The sequence below is a fragment of the Pantoea alhagi genome, from assembly GCF_002101395.1.
Classification (GTDB): Bacteria; Pseudomonadota; Gammaproteobacteria; order Enterobacterales; family Enterobacteriaceae; genus Mixta; species Mixta alhagi.
In genome coordinates this window covers 3362224-3381689 of the sequence record NZ_CP019706.1, presented here as the reverse complement: position 1 = coordinate 3381689, position 19466 = coordinate 3362224, and the positions used below count along the sequence as shown (strand labels likewise).

Genomic DNA, 19466 nt, shown 5'->3' with positions numbered 1-19466 from the left:
TTACAGGCTCTCTGGCTTTTCCTTTTTCACCACCTGAATGCTCAACTCCTCCAGCGAAGCTGGGTTAGCGAAGCTTGGCGCCTCGGTCATCAGACAGGCTGCAGCGGTGGTTTTCGGGAAGGCGATAACATCACGAATATTATCGGTGCCGGTCAGCAGCATCACCAGACGGTCAAGACCAAATGCCAGGCCCGCGTGCGGCGGCGTACCGAACTTCAGCGCATCCAGCAGGAAGCCGAACTTCTCGCGCTGCTCGGTTTCGGTAATGCCCAGAATGCCAAATACGGTTTGCTGCATCTGACCGTTGTGGATACGTACCGATCCGCCACCCACTTCGTAGCCGTTAATCACCATATCGTAAGCGTTGGCGATGGCGGTTTCCGGCGCGGCTTTCAGCTGCTCCGGCGTCATATCGCGCGGCGCGGTGAACGGGTGATGCATTGCCGTCAGGCCGCCTTCGCCGTTGTCTTCAAACATCGGGAAGTCAATAACCCACAGCGGTTTCCAGGCGCTGAGGTCGGTGATGTTCAGATCGCGACCCAGTTTCAGGCGCAGCGCACCCATCGCATCAGCCACCACGCCCGCTTTATCAGCGCCGAAGAACACCATATCGCCATCCTGCGCGCCGGTGCGTGCCAGGATCGCTTCCACGATTTCAGCGTTAAGGAATTTCGCTACCGGGCTTTGAATGCCTTCCAGGCCCTGCGCGCGCTGGTTGACTTTGATATAAGCCAGCCCTTTCGCGCCGTAAATTTCAATAAACTTGCCGTACTCATCAATCTGCTTACGGCTAAGCTGCGCACCGCCCGGTACGCGCAGCGCCGCTACGCGGCCTTTGGCGTCGTTGGCCGGACCAGAGAAGACCTTGAACTCAACCTCTTTAACCAGATCGGCGACATCCACCAGCTCCATCGGGTTACGCAGGTCTGGCTTGTCGGAACCGTAACGACGCATCGCTTCAGCAAAAGTCATCTGCGGGAACTCGCCCAGGTCGACGCCCTTCACTTCCAGCCACAGCTGGCGCGCCAGACGCTCCATCACTTCACGCACCTGCGGCGCGGTCATAAAGGAGGTTTCCACGTCGATTTGCGTAAATTCAGGCTGACGGTCAGCACGCAGGTCTTCGTCACGGAAGCATTTAACAATCTGATAGTAACGATCGAAGCCGGACATCATCAGCAGCTGTTTAAACAGCTGGGGAGACTGCGGCAGCGCGTAGAATTTGCCTTTATGAACGCGGCTCGGCACCAGATAATCGCGCGCGCCTTCCGGCGTGGCCTTGGTCAGCATCGGCGTTTCAATATCAAGGAAGCCGTTATCGTCCATAAAGCGACGCACCAGGCTGGTGATTTTGGCACGCGCCTTCAGGCGCTGCGCCATTTCAGGGCGCCGCAGGTCGAGATAGCGATATTTCAGACGCGCTTCTTCCGTATTGACCTGGTTAAAATCCAGCGGCAGCGGCTCAGCACGGTTGATGATGGTGAGGTCGGTGGCGAAAACTTCTACTTCGCCGGTCGCCATATCGGGGTTTTTATTGCGCTCGTCACGGGCGCGGACCACGCCGGTCACCTGAATGCAGAACTCGTTACGCAGCTCAGACGCCAGATTGAACGCCTCCTGACGATCCGGGTCGAAAAAGACCTGGACGATGCCTTCACGGTCGCGCATATCAATAAAGATCAGGCTCCCGAGATCGCGGCGACGGTTAACCCAACCGCAGAGAGTCACTTGCTGGCCAACATGAGACGGATTGATCTGTCCGCAATATTCTGTACGCATAACGCTATCCTTTTAACTTCGCCGCTGCAGCATGGGCAGCGCTGATGTATCGTTCTGGAGTCGGTTATCCGGCGGATAACCCTCAGGCAGACGCTGCCGCAAAAAGGCAGGCATTATAATGTAAAAAGCGAGGCACGATAAGGGGGAACGGCGCGCAGCGCAGAATGTGTGCACATTTGTTATTCCCTGCCGGCTAATGTTAGCGCCGCGCACACAGAAATTCACAAAATTCATGAATTAACGACATTTTTCTGCTCGCCCGCACGCCAGCGAGTCACGTAGGCTTACGCTTTTGTCTGTTCGCGGAGAACATTATGAAACTCAATCCTGAATCAACCGCGCTGGTTTTAATCGATTTGCAGGAAGGTATCCTGCCTTTTGCCGGCGGCCCGCACAGCGCGCAGCAGGTGGTGGCAGGGGCGGCCAGGCTGGCGGAAAAATTCCGCGCCGTAAACGCGCCGGTGGTGCTGGTGCGTGTTGGCTGGTCGCCTGATTTTGCCGATGCGCCGAAGCAGGAAGTCGATTCTGCGCTGATGCACGGCGCACTGCCGGAAAACTGGTGGAACTACCCTACGGCGCTGGGCGTGGCGTCTGGCGATATTGAAGTGGTTAAGCGCCAGTGGGGCGCCTTTTACGGCACCGATCTGGAGTTGCAGCTGCGTCGTCGCGGCATCAATACTATCGTCCTGGGCGGCATTTCCACCAATATTGGCGTAGAATCTACCGCGCGCAACGCCTGGGAGCTGGGCTTTAACCTGGTCATTGCCGAGGATATTTGCAGCGCTGGCAGCGTAGAGCAGCATAACAGCAGCCTGGAATGGATTTTCCCGCGTATCGCAAAAATACGCCGTAGCGAGGAGATTATCGCCGCGCTGTAACCTGTGGTGGACACTCTTCTGTCCGCCCGTGAAGCCCCGGCGGGTGATCCGCTTTTCGCGTTTGCAGAGCGGGCCAGTTCGCCGGGGGCACTTTGATACGGGAGCATTATGACACTTCGTCTGGGTTTGCCGCAGTGGCAACATCCGCACTGGAAGCGCTATGGGCTGGAAACGCTGGCTGACTATGCCCGCTATTTTAACTGCGTTGAAGGCAATACCACGCTCTATGCGCTGCCAAAAACAGAGGTGGTGTTGCTCTGGCATGATATGACCAGCGATGATTTTCGTTTCTGTTTTAAATTTCCCGCCACTATCAGCCATCAGGCTGCCCTGCGCGACTGCGACGATCTGCTGGATACCTTTTTCCGTACGCTGGATCCGCTTAGCGCCCGCATTGGTCAGTACTGGCTGCAGCTGCCTGCCACCTTTGGCCCCGATTCGCTGGCGGCGCTGTGGGCATTTCTTGATGGTTTACCTGCCGTGTTCCGCTATGGCGTTGAAGTGCGTCATCCGGCTTTTTTCGCCAAAGGTGAAGCGGAGCGTGCACTGAATCGCGGCCTACATCAGCGCGGCGTTAACCGCGTGATCCTTGACAGCCGCCCGGTTCACGCTTCTGATGCCGTTACGCCCGCCACGCTGGATGCCAAAGCGAAAAAACCGAAGGTGCCGACGCACGCTATCATGACCGCCAGCGACCCGATGGTGCGCTTTATCGGCAGCGAATCCCTGCAGGAAAATCAGATATGGTTCGAGGACTGGCTAAACAAGCTGCCTGGCTGGCAGGAAAAGGGAACGCCGTGGCTGTTTATTCATACGCCCGATATCGGCGAGGTGCTGGATCTGGTACAAACGCTGTGGCCGCGCCTGCAACAGGCGTTGCCGCAGGTAGGCGCGCCCCCGGACTGGCCGCAGCAGGCGGCGCTGTTTTAAGCGTTATATGCGGGTCGCCATCAATTTGCCATCGACGCGATAAAGGGTGAACGTAGCGATGAAATTTCTGCCGCCCATTTTTGCTGCTGGCTTAATCTAGTGGATAAGCCTGTTTTTTATACATATCCCATACCCTATAACCGAAGGTATAAAGTACATAATAATCGGCAATAATTTGGGCTTGTTGTTTCAGTGAATACTGTAACAGTGGTTTACCCTCAAGCTGACAGGTATAGTCCGCAGCCCAGCTAAGTAACCCTCTTGTCCGGACCCACATTCTCTTTTGGTGTTACCAGACATGCATCATTTCATGAATAAAAAGATGCTTTGAAGACACAGATTCCATATTTACCGTGAAACACTAAGCGCGCGGCGCCTTCACGACTCAACGGTTGTCGCAGCCGGTGCAGTGCTACGCGACAAAAGATGCAGCGCGCCGCGCTTTCTGCCAAAATAACGCCCTTTCCGTAGTTGACCGGATTTACCCCTATGTCTAATCGAGATACGCTGTTCTCCGCGCCTATTGATAAACTGGGCGACTGGACGTTTGATGAGCGCGTAGCTGAAGTTTTCCCGGATATGATCCAGCGCTCGGTGCCGGGTTATTCCAATATCATCTCTATGATCGGCATGCTGGCCGAACGCTTTGTTAAGCCCCATACCCGGGTTTACGATTTAGGCTGTTCGCTTGGTGCCGCCACGCTTTCCGTGCGCCGTTCGGTACAGGCGGAAGGCTGCAAAATTATTGCGGTTGATAACTCTCCGGCGATGGTTGAACGCTGCCGTCGTCATATCGATGCCTTCCGCGCCAGCACGCCGGTTGAGGTTATCGAAGCTGACATTCGCGATATCAACATTGAAAACGCCTCAATGGTAGTGCTGAACTTCACCCTGCAGTTCCTGGCACCTGACGATCGTCTGGCGCTGCTGGAGCGGATATATCAGGGTCTGAATCCTGGCGGCGCGCTGGTGCTGTCGGAAAAATTCAGCTTTGAGAATGCCGAAGTGGGCGAGCTGTTATTTAACATGCATCACGACTTCAAGCGTGCCAACGGCTACAGCGAGCTGGAAATTAGCCAGAAGCGCAGCATGCTGGAAAACGTGATGCTGACCGACTCGGTTGAAACACATAAGGCGCGCCTGCGCCAGGCCGGTTTTCAACACAGCGAACTCTGGTTCCAGTGCTTTAACTTTGGTTCCCTGGTGGCGTTAAAAGCAGGTACGGCATGATCGACTTCGGCAACTTTTATCAGCGCATCGCGCAGGGTCCGCTGGCCAGCTGGCTTGAAGTGCTGCCGGCGCAGCTGGCAGCCTGGCAGCGTGAAAATCTTCACGGTCATTTCCGCAACTGGACCAAAGCGGTAGATAACCTGCCGCAGCTCACGCCGCAGCATCTCGATTTACAGCACAGCGTTACCGCCGACAGCGATGCGCTTAGCGATCGCCAGCGTCAGGGCATCGAAAAACTGCTGCGCACCCTGATGCCGTGGCGTAAAGGTCCTTATTCACTTTACGGCACCTATATTGATACCGAGTGGCGTTCCGACTGGAAATGGGATCGCGTGCTGCCGCACATCTCCCCGCTCACCGATCGCACCGTGCTGGATGTCGGCTGCGGCAGCGGTTATCACATGTGGCGCATGATTGGCGCGGGCGCAAACCTGGTGGTAGGCATCGATCCTACACAACTGTTTCTCTGCCAGTTTGAAGCGGTACGTAAGCTGCTTGGCAACGATCAGCGCGCGCATCTGCTGCCGGTCGGTATTGAACAGCTGCCGGAGCTGAAGGCTTTTGATACCGTTTTTTCCATGGGAGTGCTTTATCATCGGCGATCCCCGCTGGATCATCTCTACCAGCTGAAAAATCAGCTGGTGAGCGGCGGCGAGCTGGTGCTGGAAACCCTGGTTATTGAAGGCGACGAGCATGATGTGCTGGTGCCGGGCGAACGCTATGCGCAAATGCGCAATGTCTGGTTTATTCCGTCGGCGGAGGCTCTGGCACGCTGGCTGGAAAAATGCGGTTTTGTTGATGTGCGCATCGTGGACTATTCCCGCACCACCACCGACGAACAGCGACGCACCGACTGGATGATTACCGAATCGCTGGCGGACTTTCTCGATCCCCAGGACAGCAGCAAAACTGTGGAGGGTTACCCCGCTCCTTTACGTGCCGTACTGGTAGCACGCAAGCCGTAACAGGATAGTCAGGGGCATCCCGGGATGCCCTTTTTTAATGCCACAGCGCCCTTCCCAACGCTTTATCTCCTTCCTCATACCCAACGGCCCCGCCGCAGAAAAGCAGATTTTTGCGTTGAACACTAAACTTAACGCAGCGATCGCAGGAGGGCCAATGAGAGAGTTTGATTATCAGCAGGATTTTAAAACCATCGATTTTCGCCAGCACCCGGAGCTGTATCAGGTAGGCCGGGGCGAACAGGGCGTACTGCTTGTCGAGCCCTACAAATCGGAAATTTTACCGCACTGGCGCTTTCGTACCCCAGCCATTGCGCGTGAGTCAGCGGAAAAAATTATGGCGCTGTTTGAAGCCTATCGACAGCAGGATGACTTTGTTGGTATGGATATGGCGCGTAAATTTATTCAAATGGGTTTTACCCGCGCACGACGCTATGCCAATCATCCCGGCGGTAAAAAATATGATGCGCAGCGGCAGGTGCTGCCGCAACAGCTGGATGCGGAGAAAGTCGAATCGGCCACCATTTTTAAAGGATACTGGGATAAAATTCGTGCCGATGAAGATTACCTGCGACGCAAAAAAGCCCACCAGCAGCGCTATGGATAATTCTCCTTTTCCCACACTTTAACAAACCCATGCCCGGAAACCTGCCAGGCTTTAGCTAATACGTTAAATCAATGGCTAAAAGGAGAACCGGAATGAGTAAGTTTGTTTTTTCCTCCCCACGCAAATATGTTCAGGGCGCAGGCGTACTGGCTGAACTGGGAACCTGGCTGAAAGAGCTGGGTGACAGCGCGTTTCTGATCGCTGACGATATTGTATGGGGACTGGTTGGCGAACAGGTGCAAAATACGCTGAAACAGAGCGATATCCAGCAGCACTATGAAAAATTCAATGGTGAGGCTTCCGGCAGTGAGATTACCCGCCTGGCCAATGCCGCACGCCAACAGGGCTCTGTGGTCGTGGTTGGTCTGGGCGGCGGCAAAACGCTGGATACGGCCAAAGCGGTGGCGGATGAGCTGCAATCGCCGGTGGCTATCGTACCGACTGCCGCCTCGACCGATGCGCCCTGTAGCGCACTCTCCGTTATCTATTCCGAGAGCGGCGTCTTCGAAAGTTATCGCTTTTACAGTAAAAACCCCGACCTGGTGCTGGTAGATACCTGGGTCTGCGCTCAGGCGCCGGTGCGGCTGTTTGCCTCCGGCATTGCTGATGGCCTGGCGACCTACGTTGAAGCGCAGGCGGTGCTGCGTTCACACGGTAAATCGATGGTGAATGGCGATCCGACCATTGCCGGAATGGCGATCGCTCGCGCCTGTGAAGAGACGCTGCTGACCTGGGGCTACAGCGCCTGGACCGCCGTTGCACAAAAGCGCGTCACGCCTGCGGTTGAAGCAGTAGTGGAAGCCAATACGCTGCTTTCGGGGCTGGGTTTTGAAAATGCCGGGCTGGCGGGCGCGCATGCCATTCATAATGGCTTTACCGCTATCGAAGGTGATATTCATCATCTGACGCATGGTGAAAAAGTGGCGTATGGCACGCTCACGCAGATGGTGCTGGAACAGCGGCCTGATGAGGAGATCGCCCGCTATATCCGCTTCTATCGCGCGATAAACATGCCGACTACGCTGGCAGAGATGCACCTGGAAAATGAAAGCTGGGAAAACATGGTTAGAATCGGCGCGCTGGCAAACAGCGAAGGCGACACGCTGAAAAACCTTAATCCGGGTCTGACGCCGGAAACGGTCGCCAATGCTATTCTGGCAGTAGATGCGTTCAGCCAAAGCGTGAAATAGTGACGTTACGGCGTTAAACAGCAGAGGCGTCAACGGGCGCCTCTGTTCAGATCCTCTCCGTGCGCAAAAGCGTTTAGCGTTTTTCCTCTCCGTCCTTTTCTGCCTCACTATCCCAGTACTCAAAGCGATACGCCGTCCCCAGCTGACGCTGCAGGGTTTCCTGCCCGGCAATTTCGGTTTCATGGGAATAGCTCAGCGTGCAGTTACCGATTTTATCCCAGCTCTGGCACTCATCCAGCGTGGTAATGGTGCCGTTGCTGGTGGTATTAACCATCCGCATTCCCAGCTCGCGCTGTTGCGCATCGTAAGTGTAACTTTCCTTGCTTTGCGCCGAGCTGCTGCCCAGCAGCAATCCCACTTTGCTCCAGCGATAGCGATATTCACCGTTGGTGAGCCTATCCGAGCCGCGTGATGTGCTGCTGCTTAAACGCATTTGGGGATCATAGTCGTACGTTGTCTCGGTGAAACCTTTCTTTCCCATCAGCATAAAACTATCGCTGGCGCTGATGATATTGCCCTGGGTTCCTATCATATAGCTGATATTGCCCTGCTTGTTATTTACCTCCACCAGGGCATTCTCTTTTTGCACTTTCACTGAGATTTGGTATTCAGCCAGCCAGCCGTGATTAACGCGAAAAATATGCTGCTCCATGGCCAGGACAATATTTTGATCGTTTTTATCGTAGCTGATATCCGCGACGACAAGCTGACCGCAACGGTCGAACTGGCCCAATACGCGCTTTTGCGAATTGACATTTTTGCCGAACTCGCCCATCACCACCTGTTTAACCGGCCCTTTTGCCGTGCCGCCCAGCAGAATGACGCTGTTGCTCTGTTTTATCGCTTCAGGAATGGCGCGGCAGGTTTCTGCCGCCAGGCTCAGGCTGCAAAAGCTCAGGCTGCAAATGCCGGTAGTCAGTGCCAGGTATCCAGACTTCATTATCAATTCCTGTGGTAATGCCACGGGGATACCAGCATCAAGGCCTCCGCCGTAGACGGCAGTAGCATCAGGTCAGGCAGGCGTAACTGAACGCGTGCTTTCCAGCATGGCCCATGGCGCTTTCGCCTCTTCACCCGTGGCATAGTAGTAACGTAGCTGCTTACTTACATCATAGCTCAGTACAATCTTGCCTGAGGATTTACCAATAGCATTTACGGCGGCGGCGGAGGAAGCAAGCTGTGCCTGCGGATAGACAAAGCAGAATCCCCGTAGCGGTACCGTTACCCTCCAGCCGATACCCGGTCAGAAATATACTATTAAAAGGCGCAATAGCCGCTTTATTATAAATTATTTTATTTTTAGCCTGGTTAACTAAATCAGTATCGTTAATGACTGTGACAACTCCTTCTGTTTCGGCATAAACCGGTTAAAAAAGAGCCCGGAAAAATAAACTAACTGGATTTAACAGGTTGAAAGGGATAAAGGAAAAAAGGTGAAAACTTACCCGGTAGAAACCGTATTAATAACTGGCTGCTAATATGCGCAAGGGTGTGTTCATACTGTCATACAGAAGGAGTAAGCTAAGGAACGGCATTGTTAAATTTATTTAAGCAAAAAGGGCCTTCCGCATTGCACGGAAGGCCTGGTTAATTAAGCTGGCGTCACGGTTTCAGCATAATCAAAGGTTACCCAGGGCGCATTAGCACTCTGCCCCGTTGCATAGTAGTAACGCAGTTTCTTATCGGCGTTATAACCCAGCACGATTTTACCCATCGCTTTGCCGAAAGTATTAACTGTAGAAGTTAACGATTTAAGCTGCGCCTGAGAATAGACGAATCCACAGGTAATGCCATCATTCTGATTAAACAGCCATTCAATTTCCGGTACGTCCCCTGTGGTTAATGAGCTGGAACCGCCCGCATCATTGGTTTTGGTATAGCGGATTGATAGCGGAGAAGCTGAGTTAAGGTTATAACAGTTGCTCATGACAAACTTCTCGCCAATATCACGCATATTTGCAGCATATTTATTTCCAGAAAAACCGGTACTGGTAACGTGCACTTTCGACAGGTTCATCAGGCTCAGGGCATAATCATTGGTGCCCACATCAATAATACTGTGGTTAATAGAGAGCGTACCGCCTGCACCGCCCTGGAACAGAATGCCGCTTGCGGTACCATTGCCTCGCAGACGGCAACCGGTCAGCAGGATAGTGTTAACAGCATTGGTAGAGCTTTTGATTAAGTTCGCGAAGCCATCGGCAAAACAGTTATTCAGATGCAAATCTTCTGCCGGTACTAAATTAAAGGCGTTATTTTTGGCTTCACCTTTATTCAGCATGGAAACCTGCAGCGTCAGTTTATGCTGGCCAAATACCGTTGATGAGCGATCGAGAATAAAACCATCACCTACTGAACCTTCATCCAGGACCGCCGTGGAGCGTATGGTCACATTATAAGACCAGTTTTGTACGCAAATAGCCCCGCGTTTTGGTACCCAGTTTGAGCCCTGCAGATCGGCGGCGGTACGGGTATATTTAAGGGTATTTTCTGCCAGCACGTTGGTACACATAATATAAGCTTCGCACCACCAGGTAGCACCGCCGATGGAGACGTTGCCAATCGAGGTTCCGTTGGTAATCCCTTCCATGACAAAGTGACGACGGAACGGGCCGTAAGCCAGGTTATTTGCCATAATGGTGTGCTGCGCGTCAAACTGTGCACGCCCGGTAGTGGAGGTCACCGGCGCTTCGGCGTGGAAAGCAATACGTCCATCGGTATCAGCCTTACAGGAGGCATAGTTATGCGCAATAACCGTACCCGATCCCCAGATACTTACCGCATCGCCGCGATCTTCCAGCCCCACCCCAATACAATCTAAAAAGTTATTATTGATAATACGTGAACCATGCGCACGGTAAGTCGAAGAAGCGATAACGGCGTTTACCTGATTTACCATGGTACAGCCTTCAACGACACAGAAGTCCGCCTGAATATCGATAGTACCCTGACGGCCGCCGCCTTTTTCATTACTCTGCAGCAAGAGAGGGTTAGCGGATTTCAAACTGCTTACCCGGCAACGTCGATGCTTTAAAGCCAACATGGCGCGGCCGCTCATGGTGGTTCCTATCGGCCTGATTTCACCCGTCTCCGTTCCTTCGATAATCTGCCCTTCAAAGGCAGTTTTAACCTGTGCAGAAAGATTAATAATGGTATCGACGATGACATGTCTTTCCTTATTAAGCAGCGCCTGAAAAGCGACGGTATTATCGGTTGTATAATCAGTTGCACTTGTTGCAGCAATTTTTTGAGAAGATGTAGTTAAAGCCATGATGAACCTCCAGAATGAAAAGTAAGGGTTTTTATCCTTGTTAAAACTGTTCAGCGCACGAATTAAGGTTGCGGAAATCCCTTTCCGCTTCTATTACGGAATTATTCTTTACCGTTTTCATTATTAAGCCCTGGTGCGTAATATTTAATTCAAGGCGTATTATTTGTGCCTTCTGTATCAGCTGGCGTATTGGTATCAGGCGGTGCTTTTTGCCTGGTAATACGTGAGAACATTCCCACCAGCATCACAATAAATGAAGTGATTTGTAGCCAGTGAGCCGGAATCAATGCTTTCCACTCAGCAGGCATTTCAAGCCAAATCGTAGGTAGCAGACCGAGTGCAACCAGCGCTTTCGTAGAATGCCAGCGCCACCAGTTCGGCCAATCCTTAACCAGCCGTAATTTCATATGATTACCCCTCTGTAACTCTCATAACTGCCGCTACGCATTACATCCGCATGGCGCTTCGCCCGGTTAGGCGTTTGCCGTGCCCACTTACTCATCAACATGCTGCTGGCCGCTGCGGTAAAATTTTCCTGAGAAATTAGGGCCAGCATATTCTTGAATCCGGCTAACCCCTCAACCCCCATTTGCCATGCCATGCTGTACAAAATATCGCTCCGCGGTTCGTTACAATGTCGCAGCGCATCGACAATTCCCGGCATGGCATTCATTTGTAACCTGTTATTGCTCAACAGAGTTTCCAGCCATACGCTCCCCACCACCTCCGGCACCGTGAAGGTATAATTACTGATTGGGCATCCGCGCGGCCCAAGTTTGATGCCATAAGCCACGGTCGGATATCCTTCTGTATCGATATAAGGCTTTGCCCGATAACCTTCTTCAAATTTAAGAATTTTTATTATCTCGCTCATCGCACTCTCTCCTTCTCTAACTTACCCGTGACCTTGTTAAAAATTGGCTCTGCCACATTGGTGGTTTTCATTCTGTTATGTATAATGCTTGAACCCATAACAAAACGTATCGAATCAGGCCATAGCAAAGCGTGTTTGACGAACAATACGGCGCGCTATAAATTTTCGTTTATGAAAACAGATTCTCTTGCTACGCGGCTCAATATAGCGATGAACATGGCCGGAATGACTCAGGGTGCTTTAGCTAAAGCATCCGGCGTTTCCCAGCCTACTATCTGGCGTCTGACCAAAGGTCAGGCCGCTGGATCACGCAAACTGGTCGACATCGCGGCCGCACTCAACGTCAATGTCGAATGGCTGGCCAAAGGTCAGGGAGAGATGCAGGGACCTTCAAACAAAGAAGGTTTTTCACATACTCCCGCGGCCAGTGACGTCCCTGTCTGGACGCTGGCAGGTAAAACCAGCGAGACCGTAACCACGCCTAACGGCGTCCGCGCCAAAAAAACCTGGCGAGCCTACTTGATAGATCGAAACAGCGGTTGTGCTGAAGCTACTGCGGGCAGTATCGTCATTATTGATACTGATATTCCGCCAGAGTCAGGCGACCTGGTGATCGCTCGTGTTAATGAGCGCATCAGTGTTTATCGCTATCTCGAAGGTCCATCTAACGGCTTTTTAACCGTGGATGATCCACGTTTACCGGCTGTCGAACTCTCCCCCTCCGCCGAACTTATCGGCGTCGCTATCTTTTTAATCCGTGATTTGCGCCGGTAAGCCGCCACATCATCATCCGGTAAGGTGAACTCGCGATACTGCCCACCGGCGACACGATATAAGACATAAATCATGGCGAACCTCTTCAGCTACTCAGCCCGTCAGTTATCTAACTTCCCATCGGCGCCTGGGCGCCGCTCCGGGTTCAACTATGCTTCAACACGCCTATGAAGCATGAATGCGGCTTAATAGTTCGCTGACGAGGCGGTTAACACATTCACCACACTTCATAACCTTTGTTATTAAAAATACTATTAGCTATTAAAAAAGTGTCAAGTTTGTTTGCTGAAAAAATGGGCTTATTCACAGGCGGTTTCGATAGCAAAACGTAGCGCTGACAGGCATTTCAGCAGGGTTGTGGATGAGCTAACTTCCTGTCAGCTAATCATTTTCTGATTTTTAATGATTAAACAAGCTTAACGGTAACAAGAGATGAAAATTTGCTTAAAAAAATTTTTGATAAGGTGAAAAACTTCCTTCCTTTCCAGTGATAACTTTCCCGCCTATAGAATTTATTCTTTAAATACAGGGAATTATTATCAATTCAATCAAAAACTCGCTCTTTTGGGAATTTTTGAGAAAAATTCTCATTCGCGCCAGGAGAAAGGCGTTCAATAAAATAGGTATATCTTTCAATAAATTATAAAGGCAGAATTTATTTTGCGGCGTAACGGAAGATCGGCACCGGATCCCGTGATGTGTTTAGCACTGGTAACCAATGTGAAAAATGTGACCTGTCTCATTTAGTTAAATTTGCTGCAGATTTAACTTTTCGTCTCCGTACCAAAGCGTATTAAAGTTAATAACATTCTTTTCAGGCCTTAAGGAGTTTCCAGTGATGTAGCTATCAGAGGCAGGCAATACGTTTTGCCGATATCTATCGTTAAAAGGGCTCAGGAGAAGTAGCGAGGGAAGAATAAGGGTGCCGCCGGATTAGGCTCCGGCAGCCAGGGGGCAACAGTTGATATCACACAGCTGTGATGCAGAATGGCAGGCTTACCTGTTAACGCACAGGCTTGAAAAGAGATCCGCTCCCCCTTTTATGTTCCTGACTGGGCTTCGAAATCTTGTTTTAAACGTTCTGGATTGAGCGCGATGTTGTGCGTATCAGTAGTGATAATTTGACGCAACATCAGGTTTTGTTGCGTATAACGTTTGGCCAGATCGTTAATCGCAACCACCACAGAACTCATTTTCGAGGTTTTATCCTGCTGAATGGAATAGAGCATAAATGATGACTCGTCTTCTTCGGGTTTGCATCCCACAAACCACTGCTCATCGCGATAAAGGAGTTTACAGGTCGCGCTAAAAAGACTCATTGTTAAACCGCTCTGAATATCACTACGTGCAATAGCGGCCCAGTCAGGAGGCGTGATTGATTCACCTGACTTATCTGGGTTTTTAACAAACGTTACACTTTCTTGCTCATTACACGCTGTTAAAGCCAGTACCATAACGGTGAGAAGCGCTGGTAACTTCCTGTTTTTCATGGGCTTTTATCCTCACAATTTATCTAAAGTAGTCTTGTCTTATTTACAAAACATCAGTACCATTTAAAAATTACATAAGAATTTAGCCAGGATAATCGAGAATATTCTTATCGAAATTTAATAATAGTTAAAATCAGGCAAAAAAATGCAGAATTAATTCTACAGCGGGAATGTTGCGTTGATGTCAAAATCCCGGGGTGGCAGGTGAAGTGAGCGTGTGAAATCCACTAAAAATGATGCAGCAGGCAGGTTATGATTTTAAAGTCACGCCTTTTATCTGGCTCTGTTTGGCATAAAAAAAACCCCAACAAAGTGCTGGGGTTTGGTACTTGCAAACATCACGTCTGAGGAACGGCGTGCTGCGCGGCAAAAACTGTTTATGGTTCAGGCAACCCGAACAACATTCATCTGCATAATGCTCTTCATCGCCTCAACCATCTCGCCATCAACACATTGACGACTGAATTCATCGGTCTCGACATCGGAACTCATGGAAACACCCGCTTTCCGGTAGCGCATCGGGGAAGAAACCAGATGACTGGCTGAGCTGTGCAGCTCACGGATCCCGACATCCAGAAACTTTTGCAGGTTGCTTAACCTGATGCCCGCCCCCGCCATAATAATTGGACCTTTACTTAACTCAGTAAGTTCCTTTAACAATGCAATTCCGTTCTCCGCATTTTGTTGCTGGCCTGATGTCAGAATGCGCGCAACGCCCAGCCCGGTCAATGTCTCCAGGGTACGTTTCGGACTATGGCAGAGATCAAAAGCACGATGGAAAGTCACCTGCATATCGCCACACAGCGACATTATTTCCTCCATCCTGTTGATGTCTATATAGGCATCTTCATCAAGCATCCCCAGCACCACACCGGGAAAACCCAGTTCCCGAATTAACGCTACATCCGATTTCATCGTGGCGAATTCACGGGCGCTGTAGCAAAAATCGCCGCCGCGTGGACGAACAATAGGGTGGACCGGAATATCAAGATGTTCACGTGCCGCCTGTAACATGCCTGCGGACGGTGTTAAACCGCCCTCTTTCGGCGCGGCGCAAAGCTCAATCCGGTCAGCGCCCGCCTGCTGGGCGTTAACCGCGCAGTCGATTCCGTAGCAGCAGACTTCCAGTTTAACCATTTCATCCTCCTGTTAATGACTGCTGGCTGGTTTCCTGATTCTCAGTTAGGCTCAGTTTGCAGGTAGTATAAAGAGAGACGTAATCATGGCATTCAATTTCGACCAATGGGTAGACCGGTATCACAGCGATAGCCTTAAATGGCGAAAATATGGCGACCGCGATGTTTTGCCGCTGTGGGTAGCGGATACTGACTTTCGTTCGCCGCCTGCGGTTATCGAGGCGCTGCACGCGCGCGTGGAACATGGCGTATTCGGTTACGGCAGCGAGCCCGACGAGCTTATCGATATCGTTATTGAACGTATGGCCACCCGCTATCACTGGCAGATTGAGCCGGACTGGTTAGTGTTTTTGCCCGGCGTGGTTACCGGTCTCAATTTATGCGTGCGCGCCTTTACCTCTCCTGGTGAAGGTACCCTTGCCCCGACGCCCATTTATCCTCCTTTCAGACTGGCCGCCGCCTGGGCAGAGCGCAGCCAAATCAATCTGCAAATGCGGCTGGAAAATCAGCGCTGGGTAATGGATCTGGCAGCGGCGGAGATGCAGCTAAAGGGAAATGAGAAATTGCTGATGCTGTGTAATCCGCACAATCCCGGCGGCACGGTCTACCGGCGCGAAGAGTTAGCGGAGCAACTGCGGTTTGCCCAGCGCCACGATTTGATTGTCTGTTCTGATGAGATCCACTGCGATCTGATCCTGGAGCCGGGCTTAACGCATACGCCTTTCGCTACGCTTAGCGAGGATGCCGCGCAGCGTTCAGTGACGCTTATTTCACCGTCGAAAACCTTTAATATCGCTGGCCTGGGCGCATCGCTGGCGATTATTCCGAATAAAGCGTTGCGCCAGCGTTTCAAAGAGGCACGTCGCGGCCTGGTACCCTCGCCAGATATCCTGGCGCTGACCGCTGCTACCGCAGCCTGGCGCGATGGTCAGCCCTGGCTTGAGGCTCAGCTCGACTATCTGCGCCATAATCGTGACTGGCTGTGTAAACGTGTTAACGCGCTGCCAGGTTTGTGCGTCGCGCCACCGGAAGCCACCTATCTGGCCTGGATTTCAGCACGCTTGCCCAGTATTGACAGCCCGACGCTCTGGTTTGAGCAGCACGGGCTGGGTTTTTCACCGGGGCGGGAGTTTGGCGACGATGGCTTCGTGCGTTTTAACTTCGGCTGTACGCGGGCCACGCTGGAAGAGGCGGTGACACGTCTGGAACGCGCGGTCGCTGCGGCAAAGGCTTAATCCTGCTCGCTGGCAACGATCTCCTGCAAACTCCAGGGATGAAATTTAATGGTGATCTGTCCGTCGGTCACAGCAAGCGTGGGATTAGGCAGACGTTCGCCTTCGCCCTGCGGCGCACTGGTTTTGAATGAAATGCCCGGCTGCAGCAGGCCGCTGTCGGATAATAATGCCATTGCCCTGGCACCCAGCGTGGCCGGATCGCCGCGCAGGACAATTTCAACATGCTCCCATCCTTCATGGCGATAGAGTTTATTGCCCGGCCAGGGCAGCTCGACCACCTCGATCCGCCACGGCCCTACGCTCAGCGGCTCGTGCAGTTGAAACAGACAAATCGGCCTGCCGTTAATCATTTTTTCTGAGAACAGCTTGCCAACCTGCATCAAGCCTTGTTTCCAGCGCTCCGCTGTCGCAATTTGATGGCAGCGCAGCGAAATATGGTCGGCATCGAGATTTTCCAGTACTAAACCCAACTTTTCCGCCAAATTCACCAGTGATTTTTCAAAACGCGGCAGATCGTTTGTCAGGTCAGACAGCGCTTCCAGATTATTCCTGAATGGCACAATTACTCTCCACTTTTAGACAATTTCTTTAAACATTGGTTGCTTTATAAGCAATTTCGCAAGACCAGTTATAGTTGTAAAAATAGCGTTAATGACAAGATTTTTTAGATAAGCTGGCGTAATTTACCTTATTTATGTCCAGTTTAGCACGGCACAGGTCCAGGAAATATTTTATAAAACCCCGGTTAACCTAATGTTTTTAATTATGTTTGCAGGGAGTTTAAGGTAATTCCTAATTGGTTGAGTACGCAATTGCGACTACTAAGTCTTTCTTATAGATTTACCCGAACCATCACACAAGGAATGGCTTTATGCTTAAACTTATTATTATTGCAGTTCTTATCGCGCTGATGGGGTATGCTCTCACCCGCCACTGGAAGGTGCGCAATGAAAAAACGGTAAATAACCCATATCGGCATTCTCGACGTCGTTAACCTTTTTTCGTCGGTGGCGGAAACATCAACAGCAATGTTTCCGCCTGCTACGGCTGCTGACGCCCCCCCGCAAATAACGTATACTTCCCCCCTTCTTTTTTCCGCGACGCTATTGTACAGCACCCTGCCAGACTGTCAGGCGTCGCGATGATTATGCCTGCCGCCCCTGGCGCGGCGGGCAGTGCAGACGGATGAAGGTAACTCGGTGAATATTCAGGCTCTCCTTTCGGAAAAAGTTAGTCAGGCGATGATCGCCGTTGGCGCGCCGGCAGATTGCGAACCTATGGTTCGTCAGTCGGCCAGAGTTCAGTTTGGCGATTACCAGGCCAACGGCATTATGGCGGTAGCGAAAAAACTGGGGCAGCAGCCACGTCAGCTGGCTGAGCGAGTCGTTCAGCATCTTGATCTTAATGGCATTGCCAGTAAGGTTGAAATCGCGGGTCCGGGCTTTATTAATATTTTCCTCGCCCCTGAATGGCTGGCGCAGCAGGCAGAAGCCGCCCTGGCATCGCCGCGTCTGGGCGTTGCGCCAGTGGATGCGCAAACTATCGTGATTGACTACTCAGCGCCAAACGTGGCGAAAGAGATGCACGTAGGCCATGTGCGCTCAACCATTATTGGTGATGCGGCGGCACGTACGCTGGAATTCCTTGGTCATCACGTGATCCGCGCCAACCATGTCGGCGACTGGGGCACACAGTTCGGTATGCTGATCGCCTATCTGGAAAAGCAGCAGCGTGAGCATCATGAAGAGATCGCGCTGGCCGATCTGGAAGCATTCTACCGTGAAGCGAAAAAGACCTATGACGAAGATGAGGCTTTCGCCGAGCGCGCGCGCAGCTATGTGGTGAAATTACAGGGCGGCGATGAATATTGTCGCACCATGTGGAAAAAGCTGGTTGATATCACTATGACCCAGAATCAGAAGGTCTATGATCGTCTGAACGTGACGCTGACGCGTGACGATGTCATGGGTGAAAGTTTGTATAACGATATGCTGCCGGGTATCGTTGCCGATCTGAAAGCGAAAGGGCTGGCGGTGGAAAGCGAAGGCGCAACCGTTGTCTTCCTTGACGAGTTTAAAAATAAAGAAGGCGAGCCGATGGGCGTGATCGTCCAGAAAAAGGACGGCGGCTATCTCTACACCACTACCGACATTGCCTGCGCGAAATATCGCTATGAGCAGCTGCATGCCGATCGCGTGTTGTACTATATCGATTCGCGCCAGCACCAGCACCTGATGCAGGCCTGGACCATCGTACGTAAAGCGGGCTATGTGCCGGAATCGGTGCCCCTTGAGCACCATATGTTTGGTATGATGCTGGGCAAAGATGGACGTCCGTTTAAGACCCGCAGCGGCGGTACCATTAAGCTCTCCGATCTGTTGGATGAAGCGGTTGAGCGCGCTACCGCGCTGGTATCGGAAAAGAATCCAGAGATGGATGCCGATGAGCTGCGCAAACTGGCAAATATTGTCGGTATTGGCGCGGTAAAATATGCCGACCTGTCGAAAAGCCGCACCACCGATTACATTTTCGACTGGGATAACATGCTGGCATTTGAGGGCAATACTGCGCCGTATATGCAGTATGCTTATACGCGCGTGCTGTCAGTGTTCCGCAAAGCCGGTATTGATGAGAATGCGCTGCTGGAAGGCACCATTCAGCTGAACGACGAGCGTGAAGCACAGCTGGCGGCACGTCTGCTGCAGTTTGAAGAGACCATTACGCTGGTGGCGCGTGACGGTACGCCGCACGTGATGTGTGCTTATCTGTACGATCTGGCCGGTCTGTTCTCTGGTTTTTACGAGCACTGTCCGATTCTGTCAGCAGAAGACGCCGCAGTACGCCAGAGCCGTCTGAAGCTGGCACTGCTGACGGCACGCACGCTGAAGCAGGGTCTGGATACGCTGGGTATTGAAACCGTCGAGCGTATGTAAGCCACCGGCTGCCCTTGTTTCTGGCGAAGGCCCGATGACATCAAAAAAATCCACGCTCCGGCGTGGATTTTTTTATCTGCTATCAGGCTTCGGAAAGGTTGTTGTCAGAAATGGCCGCAATTGGAGTGGTTTGAGTCGCAGTGCTCCCCCATGAGGAGCAGGCAGATCGGTGCGATA

General features: G+C 51.9%; 18 protein-coding genes. 10 read left to right on the top strand and 8 right to left on the bottom strand.

All coding sequences use genetic code 11. The features are described from left to right. Entirely contained in the window at positions 1 to 1779 is a 1779-nt protein-coding gene (aspS, locus tag B1H58_RS15945) for an aspartate--tRNA ligase (RefSeq protein WP_085071451.1), read from the bottom strand. 311 nt (positions 1780 to 2090) lie between these two features. Here aspS and B1H58_RS15940 point away from each other — a divergent pair, with 311 nt between their 5' ends. From B1H58_RS15940 to B1H58_RS15915, 6 genes are all read left to right on the top strand, one after another. Next, the gene (locus B1H58_RS15940) at positions 2091 to 2657 is read left to right on the top strand and encodes a hydrolase (protein WP_085071450.1); all 567 of its coding nucleotides are present in this window, start codon (positions 2091 to 2093) and stop codon (positions 2655 to 2657) included. 108 nt (positions 2658 to 2765) lie between these two features. Next, positions 2766 to 3587 carry a DUF72 domain-containing protein gene (locus tag B1H58_RS15935; protein WP_085071449.1) on the top strand — a complete coding sequence of 274 codons (822 nt, stop codon included), beginning with the start codon at positions 2766 to 2768 and terminating at the stop codon, positions 3585 to 3587. A 489-nt stretch (positions 3588 to 4076) separates the two neighbouring features. Beyond that, positions 4077 to 4817, top strand: coding sequence for a carboxy-S-adenosyl-L-methionine synthase CmoA (gene cmoA / locus B1H58_RS15930; RefSeq protein WP_085071448.1), 741 nt, complete (start codon positions 4077 to 4079; stop codon positions 4815 to 4817). After that, positions 4814 to 5782: a tRNA 5-methoxyuridine(34)/uridine 5-oxyacetic acid(34) synthase CmoB gene (gene cmoB / locus B1H58_RS15925; RefSeq protein ID WP_085071447.1), complete on the top strand. Its 969-nt coding sequence runs from the start codon at positions 4814 to 4816 to the stop codon at positions 5780 to 5782. Before cmoA ends, cmoB begins: the two co-directional genes overlap by 4 nt. Positions 5783 to 5936: 154 nt before the next feature. Next, positions 5937 to 6386 carry a DUF4385 domain-containing protein gene (locus B1H58_RS15920; RefSeq protein ID WP_085071446.1) on the top strand — a complete coding sequence of 150 codons (450 nt, stop codon included), beginning with the start codon at positions 5937 to 5939 and terminating at the stop codon, positions 6384 to 6386. A gap of 92 nt (positions 6387 to 6478) precedes the next feature. Next, positions 6479 to 7576, top strand: a complete 1098-nt coding sequence (locus tag B1H58_RS15915) for a glycerol dehydrogenase (protein ID WP_085071445.1) — start codon at positions 6479 to 6481, stop codon at positions 7574 to 7576. A gap of 73 nt (positions 7577 to 7649) precedes the next feature. Here B1H58_RS15915 and B1H58_RS15910 read toward each other — a convergent pair whose 3' ends face one another. The 4 genes from B1H58_RS15910 to B1H58_RS15895 all read right to left on the bottom strand — a co-directional run bounded on the left by B1H58_RS15910 (position 7650) and on the right by B1H58_RS15895 (position 11721). After that, positions 7650 to 8516, bottom strand: coding sequence for a hypothetical protein (locus B1H58_RS15910; RefSeq protein WP_085071444.1), 867 nt, complete (start codon positions 8514 to 8516; stop codon positions 7650 to 7652). A gap of 651 nt (positions 8517 to 9167) precedes the next feature. Next, a complete protein-coding gene (locus B1H58_RS15905) occupies positions 9168 to 10847 on the bottom strand; it encodes a hypothetical protein (protein ID WP_085071443.1) in 1680 nt (559 codons plus the stop codon). Positions 10848 to 10996: 149 nt separating this feature from the next. Beyond that, positions 10997 to 11254 carry a DUF7940 domain-containing protein gene (locus tag B1H58_RS15900; RefSeq protein ID WP_085071442.1) on the bottom strand — a complete coding sequence of 86 codons (258 nt, stop codon included), beginning with the start codon at positions 11252 to 11254 and terminating at the stop codon, positions 10997 to 10999. Beyond that, a complete protein-coding gene (locus tag B1H58_RS15895) occupies positions 11251 to 11721 on the bottom strand; it encodes a glycoside hydrolase family protein (protein ID WP_085071441.1) in 471 nt (156 codons plus the stop codon). The genes B1H58_RS15900 and B1H58_RS15895 overlap by 4 nt, the downstream gene beginning before the upstream one ends. Positions 11722 to 11856: 135 nt before the next feature. On the opposite strand from B1H58_RS15895, the gene B1H58_RS15890 reads away from it, so the two are divergent. Beyond that, a complete protein-coding gene (locus B1H58_RS15890; RefSeq protein WP_335671916.1) occupies positions 11857 to 12495 on the top strand; it encodes a LexA family transcriptional regulator in 639 nt (212 codons plus the stop codon). Between the two features lie 1040 nt (positions 12496 to 13535). On the opposite strand, the gene B1H58_RS15885 is transcribed toward B1H58_RS15890, so the two are convergent. Then, positions 13536 to 13985, bottom strand: coding sequence for a hypothetical protein (locus tag B1H58_RS15885; RefSeq protein WP_157130195.1), 450 nt, complete (start codon positions 13983 to 13985; stop codon positions 13536 to 13538). Positions 13986 to 14369: 384 nt separating this feature from the next. Beyond that, positions 14370 to 15122: a copper homeostasis protein CutC gene (gene cutC / locus B1H58_RS15880; RefSeq protein WP_085071439.1), complete on the bottom strand. Its 753-nt coding sequence runs from the start codon at positions 15120 to 15122 to the stop codon at positions 14370 to 14372. Between the two features lie 85 nt (positions 15123 to 15207). Here cutC and B1H58_RS15875 point away from each other — a divergent pair, with 85 nt between their 5' ends. Beyond that, positions 15208 to 16356 (top strand): MalY/PatB family protein, encoded by a 1149-nt coding sequence (locus tag B1H58_RS15875; protein WP_085071438.1) that lies wholly within the window; start codon positions 15208 to 15210, stop codon positions 16354 to 16356. Here the strand turns inward: B1H58_RS15875 and B1H58_RS15870 are convergent. Then, positions 16353 to 16916, bottom strand: coding sequence for a VOC family protein (locus tag B1H58_RS15870; protein ID WP_085071437.1), 564 nt, complete (start codon positions 16914 to 16916; stop codon positions 16353 to 16355). The genes B1H58_RS15875 and B1H58_RS15870 overlap by 4 nt on opposite strands. A 311-nt stretch (positions 16917 to 17227) precedes the next feature. Here B1H58_RS15870 and B1H58_RS21180 point away from each other — a divergent pair, with 311 nt between their 5' ends. Both B1H58_RS21180 and argS read left to right on the top strand, forming a co-directional pair. Next, the gene (locus B1H58_RS21180) at positions 17228 to 17350 is read left to right on the top strand and encodes a hypothetical protein (protein WP_257788816.1); all 123 of its coding nucleotides are present in this window, start codon (positions 17228 to 17230) and stop codon (positions 17348 to 17350) included. A gap of 205 nt (positions 17351 to 17555) precedes the next feature. Continuing rightward, positions 17556 to 19289, top strand: a complete 1734-nt coding sequence (gene argS / locus B1H58_RS15865; RefSeq protein WP_085072340.1) for an arginine--tRNA ligase — start codon at positions 17556 to 17558, stop codon at positions 19287 to 19289. Positions 19290 to 19466 lie beyond the last annotated feature (177 nt).

What these genes read in the sequence shown, in the direction of transcription:
- aspS (WP_085071451.1), bottom strand. Translation starts at nt 1,779, where the DNA reads ATGCGTACAGAATATTGCGGACAGATCAATCCGTCTCATGTTGGCCAG.
- B1H58_RS15935 (WP_085071449.1), top strand. Translation starts at nt 2,766, where the DNA reads ATGACACTTCGTCTGGGTTTGCCGCAGTGGCAACATCCGCACTGGAAG.
- cmoA (WP_085071448.1), top strand. Translation starts at nt 4,077, where the DNA reads ATGTCTAATCGAGATACGCTGTTCTCCGCGCCTATTGATAAACTGGGC.
- cmoB (WP_085071447.1), top strand. Translation starts at nt 4,814, where the DNA reads ATGATCGACTTCGGCAACTTTTATCAGCGCATCGCGCAGGGTCCGCTG.
- B1H58_RS15920 (WP_085071446.1), top strand. Translation starts at nt 5,937, where the DNA reads ATGAGAGAGTTTGATTATCAGCAGGATTTTAAAACCATCGATTTTCGC.
- B1H58_RS15915 (WP_085071445.1), top strand. Translation starts at nt 6,479, where the DNA reads ATGAGTAAGTTTGTTTTTTCCTCCCCACGCAAATATGTTCAGGGCGCA.
- B1H58_RS15910 (WP_085071444.1), bottom strand. Translation starts at nt 8,516, where the DNA reads ATGAAGTCTGGATACCTGGCACTGACTACCGGCATTTGCAGCCTGAGC.
- B1H58_RS15905 (WP_085071443.1), bottom strand. Translation starts at nt 10,847, where the DNA reads ATGGCTTTAACTACATCTTCTCAAAAAATTGCTGCAACAAGTGCAACT.
- B1H58_RS15900 (WP_085071442.1), bottom strand. Translation starts at nt 11,254, where the DNA reads ATGAAATTACGGCTGGTTAAGGATTGGCCGAACTGGTGGCGCTGGCAT.
- B1H58_RS15895 (WP_085071441.1), bottom strand. Translation starts at nt 11,721, where the DNA reads ATGAGCGAGATAATAAAAATTCTTAAATTTGAAGAAGGTTATCGGGCA.
- B1H58_RS15885 (WP_157130195.1), bottom strand. Translation starts at nt 13,985, where the DNA reads ATGAAAAACAGGAAGTTACCAGCGCTTCTCACCGTTATGGTACTGGCT.
- cutC (WP_085071439.1), bottom strand. Translation starts at nt 15,122, where the DNA reads ATGGTTAAACTGGAAGTCTGCTGCTACGGAATCGACTGCGCGGTTAAC.
- B1H58_RS15875 (WP_085071438.1), top strand. Translation starts at nt 15,208, where the DNA reads ATGGCATTCAATTTCGACCAATGGGTAGACCGGTATCACAGCGATAGC.
- B1H58_RS21180 (WP_257788816.1), top strand. Translation starts at nt 17,228, where the DNA reads ATGCTTAAACTTATTATTATTGCAGTTCTTATCGCGCTGATGGGGTAT.